The organism is Lysinibacillus xylanilyticus (genome assembly GCF_001183605.1).
GTDB lineage: Bacteria > Bacillota > Bacilli > Bacillales_A > Planococcaceae > Lysinibacillus > Lysinibacillus xylanilyticus.
The window spans coordinates 270830-283644 of sequence record NZ_LFXJ01000010.1; the positions used below are offsets into that span (position 1 = coordinate 270830).

A 12815-nucleotide genomic window follows, 5' to 3' on the forward strand; every position below is an offset into this window, starting at 1 on the left:
AGATAAATTTATGCGCGTTACACAATCAATGCTATCGAGTAATATGCTACGCAATTTAAATACAAGCTATAATAAAATGTCTAAATATCAAGATATGTTGGACTCAGGTAGTGTAATTTCAAGACCATCCGATGATCCAGTTGTAGCGGTAAAGGGAATGGGCTATCGTATAGAGCTTGATAAAAACCAACAATACCAACGGAATCTACGTGAAGCAAATACATGGCTAGATACAACAGACGAAGCGCTTGATCAAGTAGGCGGAGCATTAAAACGTGTAAAGGAGCTTATTATACAAGCTGCTAACGATACAAATACCGCTGATGATCGTCAAAAAATCAATGCAGAAATGCAACATATTAAGGAACAATTGCGTGATATCGCCAATACAAAAGTGGGCGAAAACTATATCTTTTCAGGCACGCACACAAATCAACCACTTTATACTGATAAAGCCGGTCCGCAAAACCCAGATATTACCACCGGAGGACAGAAGGCGATTGAAATCAACGTTTTTGATGGTATCTCAATGAATATTAATACTCCGGGTGCTGATTTATTTGAGAATATTGATGGGTTTATGACGCACGTAACAACACTTTTAGAAAGTGGTGCGACAGGTCCGGAGATTGGCAGTGCACTTGGTTTAGAAGTAACAAATGGTGCTAATAAAATTCCTGGTTTAGATGGTATTTACGAAAATACATTGACTTTAAGAGCAGATGTCGGAGCTCGTCAAAATCGTGTAGAGATGATGGGAAATCGACTAAGTCTTCAAGAAGTAAATGTAACAAAACAACTATCTGCCAATGAAGACACAGACTATACGAAGACGATTACAGATATGGTTACACAGGAATCCATTCACCAAGCCGCTCTATCCGTAGGAGCAAAAATCATTCAGCAAACCTTAGTAGATTTTATCCGTTAAAATCTACTAAGGTTCTGCCCCGAAAGCGAAGCGACAGGGGCAAACGCGAAGCGAAAGGTTCTGCCCCGAAAGCGAAGCGACAGGGGCAAACTTTATAATGAATAACAGAGCGTTTGAACAATATGTTCAGGCGCTTTTATTGAAAGGAGAGGTTTATATGAGGCTCCCGCAAATCCAAATTCATACAACAGACGCTAAAATAGACCTTAATATATCAAAGCCGCAACAATATATTAAACAACCTAAAGCTACTCAACATATTGAACAGCCAGCTGCTATTTTGGAAATTCATACGACTAGAGGCGTTTTAAAAATTGATTCTTCTCAGGCAAGAAGAGATATAGGGATGATAGGCCCATTGGAATCAAGTGCAAACTACGCAGAAAAGGGAAAACAAGAGGCACTCAAGGGGATGGCACGTAGAGCGAGTGAGGGACGTCAAATGATGGACAATGCTGGTAAAGGTCAGGGCCGTGCAACTATCCAAAATATCGCGAAACAAAATCATGGACCACACCGGACGCCATTTAATATTAAATTTGTCCCATCTATAGGTTCTGTGAAAATTGACTATACACCAGGGACAACAGATGTCAATATTCAGCGAAGAGAGCCAAAAATTGACGCAAAAGTGAACAAACCAACCCATGAATACACACCAGGAAAAGTAACTGGTACAATGATACAAAGACCGGATGTTGACACCAATGTCATCATTTAAAGGAGTGCAAGGAACAGATGAAAATTGCAACAAAATTTTTAGGTGAAGTTGAAATTGTTGAAAAAGACATACTTACGTTTGAACAAGGGTTACTCGGATTAGAGGATCATAAAAGATTCGTATTATTACCTATTTCTGAAGAACATCCATTAGTATTATTACAATCAGTTGAGCAAGTTGAAATAGGCTTTGTAGTTGCTTATCCATTCGCCTTCAAAAAAGACTTTAGCTTTGATTTAAGTGAAGAGGATTTGGAACAACTTCAAATTGAAAATGAAGAAGATGTTCTAACGTACTCGGTTGTTACAATGAAGGAAACACTACAGGACTCTACTATTAATTTACTTGCACCATTAGTTATTAACATGGATAAAAAATGTGGTAAACAAATTGTTCTTCAAGATAACAAAGCCTTTCCATTACGCTATCCAATGCAAACATTGGAAGGAAGTGCGAAGTAATGCTAGTCTTATCACGTAAGAAAGATGAATCTATTATGATTGGCGACCATATCGAAATAAAAATATTAGCAGTAGAAGGTGAACAAATTAAGTTAGGTATAGTCGCCCCTAAAACAGTCAAAGTACACCGTTCGGAAGTTTTTGAAGCCATACAAGCTCAAAACAAAGAAGCTCTATCATCATCATCAAATTTCTTGGAACACCTAAAGAAAAAATAAAATATATTGTCTGTTTTATCAAAAATCTAAACTCAGAATCTATTACATAAAAAAAATAAAAAAAGTTTTTAAAAAACTATTAAACATTTCCAAGTAATTACGATATATAGATTGTAAGGGGCAGGAAGTACATAACTACCTAATCCTATATTCCACACGGATGTGGAATAACAAAAACAAACATTCAAGGAGGAATTCTAAATGAGAATTCAACACAACATTTCAGCTTTAAACACACACCGTAACCTAGCTTTCAACAACTCTCAATCAGCTAAAAACCTTGAGAAATTATCTTCTGGTTACAAAATCAACCGTGCTGGCGATGACGCTGCTGGTTTAGCAATCTCTGAGAAAATGCGCGCTCAAATCAAAGGTCTTGATATGGCGACTAAAAACTCTCAAGATTCTATCTCTTTAATCCAAACTGCTGAGGGTGCTCTTAACGAAACTCACGCAATCCTACAACGTATGCGTGAATTAGCAGTTCAATCTCGTAATGATACTAACGAAAATACTGACCGTAAATTCTTACAAGATGAAGTTCAACAATTAAAATCAGAAATCGACCGTATTGCTAATACTACTGAGTTCAATGAAAAGAAATTATTAAATGGTGACCTTCAAGGTGCAGCATCAGCAACAAAAAATGGTTCATTAACATTCCAAATTGGTGCTAACAAAGGTCAAACAATGCAATTAGGTATTGGTACTATGACAGTTTCAGCATTAGATACAGATTTAACTAAAGCATCGATTGGTGCGGGTACTGCTGCAAGTAGTGCTATCTCAGTAATCGACAATGCAATCAAAAAAGTATCTACACAACGTTCTGCATTAGGTGCTGTTCAAAACCGTTTAGAACATACTATTAACAACTTAGGTGCTGCATCTGAAAACTTAACAGCTGCTGAATCACGTATCCGTGATACTGACATGGCTGCTGAGATGATGGCGTTCACTAAGAACAACATCCTTACTCAAGCTGCACAATCTATGCTAGCTCAAGCTAACCAACAACCTCAAGGCGTTCTTCAATTATTACAATAATTGATTGAAAATCTTTAATGTGAAACCTACTCTCTAATTTAGAGAGTGGGTTTTTCTTTATATTTCAATTTGAAGACCGATAAAAGACTTAGAGGTGAATAAATTGGAATCAAAATATTATATAGAATATTTAAATACCAAAAACGGTGAGAAAACAGTTAAAATTAATGATTATTTTTTACATAGCAAATATAACCCGTCTAAAGAAGCGAGTGAGTTCGCAGATAAAAATTTTAAACCTGAAAGGTTACAGCTAATATATGGGTATGGTGCTGGTCATTTTGTAAAAGCTATACAGAAAAAGGCAAAAAATGGTGAGAAAATAATTGTTATTGAACCAATACTTAGTATAGTTGATGAGCTAAAAGATTTAATAGTTATTTCAGCATCTTCAGAAGCAGCAATAAGAGAGAAGTTAGATGAAAATATTACGCTAACTGATAATATCAATGTAATAATATCTCCTAATTACGATAAAATAGATAATTATATTTATTCCCAAGTTCTGAATGCTATAAATAAGAAGATGCATTCAGATTTCGTAGCAGAATCAACACATAGGTTTTTCAATAAACAATGGCCTGAAAACTATTTGTTGAATCTTCAGTATATATTAAAAGATCAGTCTATTTTAAAACTAAAGGAAAAGTATAGTGCACCTGTTGTTATTGCTTCTGGGGGACCCTCTTTAACGAAACAGTTAGATAACTTGAAATTATATAGAAATAATATAATTCTTATTGCTGCTGGTTCAACGGTTAATACATTACTGCACAATAACATACAGCCTGACTACGTTATAACTGTAGATGGTAGCGAGGCAAATTTTAATCATTTTAAAGATATAAAAAATATTGATAGTAAGATAATATATACTTTGTACAATCATCATTTAATCCGTCCAGTGTTTAGTAATGAAGGCTATTACTTTACAGCAAACTCTACGATGGATAGACATTTACAAAAGTTTATTGAAGAACCAGTGCCCTTTTTATCAGGAGGTACATCCGTAGCAAATTATGCATACTCTTTAGCTACATATATAACTACAGGGCCCATATCTATTATTGGTCAAGATTTAGCTTTTACTAATAATAAGACGCACGCTGATTTTAATAAAAATTCTAGACAGTTAGAAGAAATTAGCGAGAGTGAAAAAATTTTCATTCAAATCGATGGATATTATGGAGAAAAAGTTTTAAGTGATTATGTATTTATGACCATGAAAGAATCATTTGAAAAACTATATAAAACTCTAGGGGAAAATAGAATAGTTTTTAATTGTACAGAAGGCGGGGCATTGATTAAAGGTATGAAAAACATGCCATTTGTAGAATTTCTAAATAAATATGCTATAAATTCGATAGCAACTGATAGAGTAGATAATCCGAATGTGTCTTTTGCTCAAAATCTAAAAAAAATGCTTCCAGAATTAGAAAAGGAAAAAGAGAATTATGTACAACTAAAAAAGCTATTTAAAAAATCTCTAGATTTACTTAAATCAAATAACTCTAAAACTAACTTTTCAAATGATATTTTAAGAAAATTAGATGAAAATGATGAAAAAATACAGAAATTTAGTGAACGAACGGTACTCGAAATATCATTTCAAACAATTAATATAAATGTATTAAAGTACTTCAAACCAACAAAAAATGAATCATCGATAGATGCATATACGCGTATTTATAAGCAAAATAAAATGTTATATTCTGAAATGTTAGAAGCAACAAAAGAAACTGAGATACATTTAGAAAAATTAATCGGATTGTTAAAAAAGGAGAGAATATAAATGAATGAACTAATTATTGAAACAGTAATTAGCTATAATAAATATTTAAATCAAATTATTGATGGTTGTAATAGTATTGTAAATAAAATAAAAACAGATAATTTTACAGAGGCACTTCAAATGATTTTGCAATTTAGTGAAGGTGTTGAATGGTTAGCAGAGGTAAATGAAAAACTGGCTCATTTTGGATATCAAAATCATATGAGTATGGAAAAAAATCATGAATTTTTAGAACAGATCAACAGCGGACTTGAAATACAAGACTTTATTTTAATTGCTGATATTTTTGAATATGAGATTAAACCCTTTTTCGAAAACTGTAAGCCGTATGAAGTACCATCAAATAATTAAAATTTTTATGTAAAGGTTGTTTATAATATGACAAAAAAAATTCTAGTAACGGGTGCTGACGGTTTTATTGGCTCTCATTTAACGGAAGAATTAGTACGTCAAGGATATAATGTACGTGCTTTTGTTTACTACAATTCATTTAATTCATGGGGTTGGTTAGACCAGTCATCATCGGAAATTAAATCATCATTGGATGTGTTTGCGGGGGATATCCGTGATCCGTATGGTGTTAAAGAAGCTATGAAGAGTTGTACACATGTCCTTAATTTAGCAGCTTTAATTGCAATTCCATATTCCTATCATTCTCCTGCAACTTATGTAGATACAAATGTGACAGGGACATTAAATGTTGTACAAGCAGCGAAAGAGTTAGGCGTAGAAAAGGTGGTACACACTTCTACAAGTGAAGTATATGGGACAGCATTATATGTACCGATCGATGAAGAGCATCCATTACAAGGACAATCACCTTATTCTGCATCAAAAATAGGTGCTGATCAAATGGCTTTGTCATTTTATCGCTCATTTGATACACCTGTATCTATTATTCGTCCGTTTAATACATATGGACCACGACAATCTGCTCGCGCGGTTATACCGACGATTATAAGTCAGCTGGCAAGTGGCAACACAAACATTAAGCTAGGAGCTATAAGCCCTACACGTGATTTTAACTATGTGAAAGATACAGTTAACGGTTTTATATCTGTAATGGAATCTACTAATTCAATTGGTGAAGTCATTAATATTGGTTCAAATTATGAGGTTTCAATTGGTGAAACTGCACAAATGATTGCAGATATTATGGGTGTAGATTTAACTATCGAAACAGATGAACAACGTTTCCGTCCTGAAAAAAGTGAAGTCGAACGCCTTTGGGCAGAGAATAAAAAGGCGAAGGAACTACTTGGGTGGGAGCCACAATATGGTGGCAAAGAAGGCTTCCGTCGAGGTCTTGAAGAAACAATAGAATGGTTTACAAATCCTAAGAACTTATCTAAATATAAGGCAGATGTTTATAATATATGAATACTCAATGGTTGGAATTTGCAGATAATGTAAAGCAGTTTTATGGAAAAGAGTTTGTGCCTTTGCATGAGCCCACATTCAATGATAAAGAAGTTGAATATGTGACGGATTGTGTAAAAACAGGTTGGGTTTCCTCAGTGGGAGCTTATGTTAATCGTTTTGAGGAAGACTTAGCTAAATTTGTCGGTGTTAAGCGTGCAGTTGCTGTTGTAAATGGTACAGCTGCACTGCATATTGCATTAAAGGTTGCAGGCGTAAAGGCGGAAGACGAAGTTTTAATGCCTTCACTTACTTTTATTGCAACAGCTAATGCTGTGTCATATTTAGGTGCAGTTCCACACTTTATAGATGTTTCCTTTAATACATTAGGTGTTGATGCAGATAAATTAAAAATCTACTTAGAGCAAATTGGAAAACTACAAAACAATCAGCTTTATAATAGAGAAACAGGAAGACGTATTTCAGCACTTGTACCGATGCATACATTCGGTCATGCAGTTGATGTAGAGGGTTTACTTCAAGTATGTGAAATGTATAATTTGACTCTTGTTGAAGATGCAGCAGAGTCATTAGGTTCGTATTATAACGGAAAACATACAGGTTGCTTTGGAAAAGTAAGTGCATTGAGCTTTAACGGCAATAAAATAATGACAACTGGCGGTGGCGGCGCAATTGTAACAAATGATGATGCAATAGCTGACTATGCAAAACATTTAACAACGACTGCTAAAGTTCCGCATCGTTGGAAATATGAGCACGATGAAATCGGGTTTAATTACCGCATGCCGAATTTAAACGCAGCGTTAGGCTGTGCGCAATTAGAAAAAATGCCGATGTTTATCCAACAAAAGCGCGAGTTAACCGAGCAGTATGAGCAATGGTTAGTTAATTTAGATGGTGTTCATTTATTTAAAGAGCCTGCAAATACTAGAAGTAATTATTGGCTACAAACAATTCTACTTGACGAGCGATTTAATCGTGATGAGGTGTTGGACTTTTTAAATGAGCAAGGTGTAATGAGTCGCCCAATTTGGACGCCGATGCACCATTTAGCAATATATCAAAACTGTCCAAAATCAGATTTAAGTGTGACAGAACAGTTAAATAAATGTGTTGTCAATATTCCTAGCACACCAATAAGTGAGGGATAACGATGAAACGTAAAATTTGTATTGTGACTGGTACTAGAGCAGAGTACGGTTTATTATCAAATCTTGCCAAGCAACTTCAAAAAGATAAAGAATTTGATTTACAAATGATTGTAACGGGAATGCATTTATCTCCAGAGTTTGGAAGCACATATAAAGAAATTGAAAATGATGGTTTTTTGATTGATGAAAAAATAGAAATTCTTTTATCTGCGGATTCTCCCACTGGCATCGTGAAATCGATAGGACTTGCCACAATTAGTTTTACAGATGCACTTAACCGTTTGCAACCAGATTTGATTATCATTTTAGGTGATCGTTTTGAAATGTTAGCAGTTGCTCAAACAGCGCTTATTATGCAAATACCTATTGCACATATACATGGGGGTGAATGTACTTTTGGTGCGTATGATGATGCTATTCGTCATTCCATTACAAAAATGGCTACCTGGCATTTTACAAGTACAGAATCCCATCGTAAACGTGTTATTCAATTAGGCGAATCTCCAGAGCGTGTCTATAATGTCGGTGCTCTCGGAATAGAAAATATTGCGAATTTGAACCTCCTGACGCGACATGAACTATTTCAAAAACTACAGCTTGATGAGCAAAGACCTATGTTTTTAATAACATATCATCCTGAGACGAATGGTCATATAAATGGGATATACGAATTGTTAAAGGCATTGGAAAATTATCCTGATATTAATTTAGTGTTTACTAAATCGAATGCTGATAATGGAGGAAGGATGATTAATGAATCTATTCAACAATTCGTATTAAATCATAGTAATGCTAAAATATTTGATTCACTGGGTCAGTTAAAGTATTTAAGTGCAGTGAAGAATGCTGATGTTGTTATTGGAAATTCTTCGAGTGGGTTAATTGAAGTTCCTTATTTAGAGACACCTACTGTTAATTGTGGAAACCGTCAGGAAGGGCGTGAGCATCCCAATTCAGTATTTAATACAAATATGGATACTGAAAATATACGTAATACTATTGAAAAAGCAAGGGAATTTAGCAATAAGTATGAACATATATTTGGTGATGGAATAGTATCTGAAAAAATAATTACAGTATTACGCAGTTTACCTTCATTTTCTATTCAAAAGGGGTTTTATGATTTATGAAGAATAAAACGTATATCATCGCTGAAGCAGGTGTCAATCATAATGGTTCATTGAAAATGGCAAAAGAGCTTGTAATGGTTGCAAAAGAAGCAGGGGCAGACGCAGTAAAATTTCAAACATTTAAAGCAGAAAATCTAGTTACAAAGCAGGCACAGCAAGCAGCATATCAAGTTGAAAATTTAAAAGAAGCAACATCTCAATTTGCAATGTTAAAAAAGCTTGAATTAACTTACGAGGAATTTATTGAATTACAGTCATTTTGTCAAACAGAGCAAATAGAATTTCTATCGACACCTTTTGACTTTGAAAGTGTCGATTTTTTACTAGATGAAATTGAGATTGCAACGGCTAAAATTCCTTCAGGAGAATTAACGAATGCACCATTTATTCATTATATTGCAACGAAACAAAAACCAATTATCTTATCCACTGGAATGGCAACTGTCGAAGAGATTCATGAGGCATTAGCATTTATATCCTATGGTTTAGTGAAATCTAAGGAACCTGTTACGATAGAGCGAGTATATAATTTTTATGCTACTGAAGAAGCGAAAGCGGCGTTAAAAAAATATGTAACACTTTTACATTGTACGACACAATATCCAGCGCCAATGGATTCCATTAATTTAAAAGCAATGCTTGAAATGAAAAAAGTCTTTCAATTACCTATCGGATTATCAGATCATTCTGAAGGAATCAATATCCCGCTTGCAGCAGTAGGTATGGGTGCAACAGTAATAGAAAAGCATTTTACATTAGATAAAACGTTAGAAGGACCAGATCATGTGGCCTCATTAAATCCAGATGAACTTAAGTCAATGATAATAGGAATTAGAGAAGTAGAACAGGCATTAGGAGATGGCATAAAAAGTCCAACACCTATAGAACTACAAAATCGTATTCCTGCACGGAAAAGCTTAGTTGCTAAAAATCCGATACAAGCAGGTGAAGTATTCTCTGTTAGCAATTTGACTGTAAAAAGACCTGGAGATGGTATTCAACCTTCTAAATATTGGTCTTTCATCGGTGAAATTGCTTCAAAATCATATGAAGAGGATGAGCTAATAGATGAATAAACCAATTATTATTATTGGGAATGGCGGACATGCCTCGGTATTAACAGAAATTTTACTTGCACAGAAGCAAACGATTATCGGATTTACTGCACCGACTATAGAAGAGAATGATTTTGATTTAACTTACTTAGGATCTGATGAGGTAATAGAAGTTCATAATCCATCTGACATTGAACTAGTACTTGCTATAGGGGCTGTTAAGCCGTCACCATTACGAGAAAAAATATTTAATGCGTTTACGCAAAGAAAGTATCATTTTAAATCTGTAATCCATCCTTCAGCCATTATTGCTCCTTCCGTTCAATTAGGACGAGGAGTTCAAATAATGGCTGGTACTATTATTCAAACGAATACAACAATTGCCGATAATAGTATTATAAACACTGGTGCGCTAATTGATCATGATTGTCAAATAGGTTCCCATATACATATTGCGCCAGGCACTAAAATATCTGGCAGTGTTAATATACAAAAAGGAACACATGTCGGAACAGGTGCAACAATTATCCAGGGCATTCATATAGGATCAAATTGTTTAATTGGTGCAGGAGCAGTAGTGGTTAGTAATATTGCAAATGGCATAAAAGCAGTTGGCGTACCTGCAAAGGAAGTGTAATTCTATGAAGCAATGGCAAAAAACATTAGTTACCCCAAACCAAACATTATTAGATACAATGAAAATTATAGATGATTCGTCTTTACAATTTGCTGTTGTAGTAGATGAGGAACAACGTTTACTTGGAACAGTAACCGATGGGGATATTCGTCGCGGTATTTTGCGTGGTGAGGGACTCGAAGTACCAATTAACACTATTATGAATCCCGATCCGATAAGTGCGAAAATCGGACAAAAAGCTTATAAATATAAACAATTAATGAAAGCTAAAATGTTAAGGCATCTACCTATTGTTGATGAATCAAGTAGAATTATAAATATTTTATTTGCGGATAGTATGGAAGCTCCGTTAAATAAAAATACTGTTGTTTTAATGCTTGGGGGCTTGGGGACTAGACTACGACCCCTTACAAATGACATACCAAAGCCAATGCTGAAAATAGGAAACAAGCCAATTTTAGAAACAATAATTGAAGGTTTTAAACAATATGGCTATTCACATTTTATTTTCTCTGTAAACTATAAAAAAGAAGTTATTCAGGACTATTTCAATAATGGGGAAGCGTTAGATGTAACGATTGATTATATTGAAGAAGACAAACGAATGGGAACGGCAGGGGCGCTTTCTTTACTAGAAAATCGACCAACAAAGCCATTTTTTGTGATGAATGGAGACTTGCTAACACAGGTGAATTTTGAACAGCTTATGCAGTTTCATATTGAGCATCAGTCAGTTGCTACGATGTGTGTGAGAGAATATGAATATCAAATTCCGTATGGTGTGATTGAAACTATCGGTACTGATTTAGTAAAGATAAAGGAAAAACCCATTCATCGTAGCTTTGTCAATGCTGGTATTTATGTATTAAATCCTGAGGTGCTAGACTATATTCCAGACGATGAATTTTATGATATGCCAACTCTGTTTGAACAGTTAATTGAGAAAAATAAAAAAACATCTGTTTTTCCAATTCGGGAATATTGGTTAGATATTGGACAGATAGATGATTTTAATAGGGCAAATAATGAATTCAAGGAGTTCTCAAATGCAACCTAAAATTTTAGCAATTATTTCTGCACGCGGGGGATCTAAAGGTGTACCTCGTAAAAATATTAAAGAACTAGCTGGAAAACCATTAATTGCGTGGACGATTGAAGCAGCAAATAAATCGAAATATATTACTCGAACAATTTTATCCTCGGAAGATCGGGAAATAATAGATATAGCAAAAAAATATGGGTGTGAAGTCCCGTTTGTAAGACCAAGGGAACTTGCACAAGATGATACGCCGGGAATAGGTCCAGTCCTTCATGCGATTGAACAGTGCCCTGGATATGATTATGTGGTATTATTGCAGCCAACTTCACCATTACGAACCGTTGCAGATATAGACAGCTGTATTGAATATATTATAGAACAAGGAGCAAAATTCTGTGTTTCAGTAACAGAGCCTGAGAAATCACCATATTGGATGTATACCTTAGAGGATAAAACTATAAAACCTTTAATAGAACAAAAGCAGCTAACTACAAGAAGGCAGGATTTACCGAGTGTGTATGCTCTAAATGGAGCTGTTTATGTGGGTGAAACTAGTTGGTTACAAAAGACAAAATCATTTATTACTGATGAAACAATTGGATATATTATGGAAAAAAGTCATTCCTATGATATAGATACTGAAGAGGATTTTTCATTTTGTGAGTGGAAAATACGCGAAAATCAAAATCACTATTAATATTCTTTACCTTTATTAAACATAGAGAAATATTTTATTTTGGTATGAGATAAAAAAACCATATTTGAATCAATTTCTTAAATCGTATTTTCTAAGAGCTTAGATTACTCCTATTAAGATCTGACAAACTAGCAGATGTCATGAGGTGTCCAACGATATATTGACTCTTTGTGGTCACCGCGAGATGCCCTTTAAAGCCAAATCAAAACGTATTTTTGCCGTTATTGTTCTTTTTGATGCCCCAACTCGGTTCGACGGGCACTTCTTGCCACAGTGTATCGAGTGGGTCCTTGATTTCTTTTTCATAAGTTGACTGATTGGCTTTGATTTCTTCCTGTTCCGTGAGCCAAGCGTCTCGTTCTACTTTTGATTTGCGTCGGCGTTTTTTTTGGTGGTGCAGGCTCTTTTTTCTCCGAAGGTTTCGCTGCGTCGCATGATTCGAAATGTGTGGCATCTATAGCGAGATGCATTTACCTCATTCAGTATGGTTTAGCTTGGTTGCTACCATTATATCGAATTTTGGGAGGTGCTCTTTTTTATTGTTTTTAAACCCTTG

Annotated in this window: 14 protein-coding genes; all 14 read left to right on the forward strand. The window is 34.8% G+C overall.

The genetic code is table 11. The annotated features are described in order from the left end of the window. Positions 1 to 10 precede the first annotated feature (10 nt). The 14 genes from flgL (at position 11) to ACZ11_RS18915 (ending at position 12259) form a co-directional block, all read left to right on the forward strand. Entirely contained in the window at positions 11 to 931 is a 921-nt protein-coding gene (gene flgL, locus ACZ11_RS18850; RefSeq protein WP_049668081.1) for a flagellar hook-associated protein FlgL, read from the forward strand. A gap of 157 nt (positions 932 to 1088) precedes the next feature. Beyond that, on the forward strand, positions 1089 to 1652 hold the full coding sequence (locus tag ACZ11_RS18855; protein ID WP_049668726.1) for a DUF6470 family protein: 564 nt from the start codon (positions 1089 to 1091) through the stop codon (positions 1650 to 1652). A 17-nt stretch (positions 1653 to 1669) separates the two neighbouring features. Next, complete coding sequence (gene fliW, locus ACZ11_RS18860; RefSeq protein WP_049668082.1) at positions 1670 to 2113, forward strand: flagellar assembly protein FliW; 444 nt, start codon at positions 1670 to 1672, stop codon at positions 2111 to 2113. Then, positions 2113 to 2331, forward strand: a complete 219-nt coding sequence (csrA, locus tag ACZ11_RS18865; RefSeq protein WP_049668083.1) for a carbon storage regulator CsrA — start codon at positions 2113 to 2115, stop codon at positions 2329 to 2331. The genes fliW and csrA overlap by 1 nt, the downstream gene beginning before the upstream one ends. Before the next feature lie 201 nt (positions 2332 to 2532). After that, positions 2533 to 3378 carry a flagellin Hag gene (gene hag, locus ACZ11_RS18870; RefSeq protein WP_049668084.1) on the forward strand — a complete coding sequence of 282 codons (846 nt, stop codon included), beginning with the start codon at positions 2533 to 2535 and terminating at the stop codon, positions 3376 to 3378. 103 nt (positions 3379 to 3481) lie between these two features. Continuing rightward, complete coding sequence (locus ACZ11_RS18875; RefSeq protein WP_049668085.1) at positions 3482 to 5170, forward strand: motility associated factor glycosyltransferase family protein; 1689 nt, start codon at positions 3482 to 3484, stop codon at positions 5168 to 5170. Further along, entirely contained in the window at positions 5171 to 5521 is a 351-nt protein-coding gene (locus ACZ11_RS18880) for a hypothetical protein (protein WP_049668086.1), read from the forward strand. Positions 5522 to 5548: 27 nt separating this feature from the next. Next, positions 5549 to 6550 (forward strand): NAD-dependent 4,6-dehydratase LegB, encoded by a 1002-nt coding sequence (locus ACZ11_RS18885; RefSeq protein WP_049668087.1) that lies wholly within the window; start codon positions 5549 to 5551, stop codon positions 6548 to 6550. Next, on the forward strand, positions 6547 to 7701 hold the full coding sequence (locus ACZ11_RS18890) for a LegC family aminotransferase (protein ID WP_049668088.1): 1155 nt from the start codon (positions 6547 to 6549) through the stop codon (positions 7699 to 7701). Before ACZ11_RS18885 ends, ACZ11_RS18890 begins: the two co-directional genes overlap by 4 nt. Before the next feature lie 2 nt (positions 7702 to 7703). Next, positions 7704 to 8831, forward strand: a complete 1128-nt coding sequence (neuC, locus tag ACZ11_RS18895) for a UDP-N-acetylglucosamine 2-epimerase (protein ID WP_049668089.1) — start codon at positions 7704 to 7706, stop codon at positions 8829 to 8831. Further along, a complete protein-coding gene (gene neuB / locus ACZ11_RS18900) occupies positions 8828 to 9907 on the forward strand; it encodes an N-acetylneuraminate synthase (protein ID WP_049668090.1) in 1080 nt (359 codons plus the stop codon). The genes neuC and neuB overlap by 4 nt, the downstream gene beginning before the upstream one ends. After that, positions 9900 to 10523 carry an acetyltransferase gene (locus ACZ11_RS18905; RefSeq protein WP_049668091.1) on the forward strand — a complete coding sequence of 208 codons (624 nt, stop codon included), beginning with the start codon at positions 9900 to 9902 and terminating at the stop codon, positions 10521 to 10523. Before neuB ends, ACZ11_RS18905 begins: the two co-directional genes overlap by 8 nt. Positions 10524 to 10527: 4 nt before the next feature. Then, complete coding sequence (locus tag ACZ11_RS18910) at positions 10528 to 11580, forward strand: nucleotidyltransferase family protein (protein ID WP_049668092.1); 1053 nt, start codon at positions 10528 to 10530, stop codon at positions 11578 to 11580. Then, positions 11570 to 12259: an acylneuraminate cytidylyltransferase family protein gene (locus tag ACZ11_RS18915; protein ID WP_049668093.1), complete on the forward strand. Its 690-nt coding sequence runs from the start codon at positions 11570 to 11572 to the stop codon at positions 12257 to 12259. The genes ACZ11_RS18910 and ACZ11_RS18915 overlap by 11 nt, the downstream gene beginning before the upstream one ends. Positions 12260 to 12815 lie beyond the last annotated feature (556 nt).

Excerpts from the sequence above, each read along its gene's own strand:
- neuB (WP_049668090.1), top strand. The coding sequence starts at position 8,828 with ATGAAGAATAAAACGTATATCATCGCTGAAGCAGGTGTCAATCATAAT.
- ACZ11_RS18910 (WP_049668092.1), top strand. The coding sequence starts at position 10,528 with ATGAAGCAATGGCAAAAAACATTAGTTACCCCAAACCAAACATTATTA.
- ACZ11_RS18890 (WP_049668088.1), top strand. The coding sequence starts at position 6,547 with ATGAATACTCAATGGTTGGAATTTGCAGATAATGTAAAGCAGTTTTAT.
- flgL (WP_049668081.1), top strand. The coding sequence starts at position 11 with ATGCGCGTTACACAATCAATGCTATCGAGTAATATGCTACGCAATTTA.
- neuC (WP_049668089.1), top strand. The coding sequence starts at position 7,704 with ATGAAACGTAAAATTTGTATTGTGACTGGTACTAGAGCAGAGTACGGT.
- ACZ11_RS18855 (WP_049668726.1), top strand. The coding sequence starts at position 1,089 with ATGAGGCTCCCGCAAATCCAAATTCATACAACAGACGCTAAAATAGAC.
- hag (WP_049668084.1), top strand. The coding sequence starts at position 2,533 with ATGAGAATTCAACACAACATTTCAGCTTTAAACACACACCGTAACCTA.
- csrA (WP_049668083.1), top strand. The coding sequence starts at position 2,113 with ATGCTAGTCTTATCACGTAAGAAAGATGAATCTATTATGATTGGCGAC.
- ACZ11_RS18915 (WP_049668093.1), top strand. The coding sequence starts at position 11,570 with ATGCAACCTAAAATTTTAGCAATTATTTCTGCACGCGGGGGATCTAAA.
- fliW (WP_049668082.1), top strand. The coding sequence starts at position 1,670 with ATGAAAATTGCAACAAAATTTTTAGGTGAAGTTGAAATTGTTGAAAAA.
- ACZ11_RS18905 (WP_049668091.1), top strand. The coding sequence starts at position 9,900 with ATGAATAAACCAATTATTATTATTGGGAATGGCGGACATGCCTCGGTA.
- ACZ11_RS18885 (WP_049668087.1), top strand. The coding sequence starts at position 5,549 with ATGACAAAAAAAATTCTAGTAACGGGTGCTGACGGTTTTATTGGCTCT.
- ACZ11_RS18880 (WP_049668086.1), top strand. The coding sequence starts at position 5,171 with ATGAATGAACTAATTATTGAAACAGTAATTAGCTATAATAAATATTTA.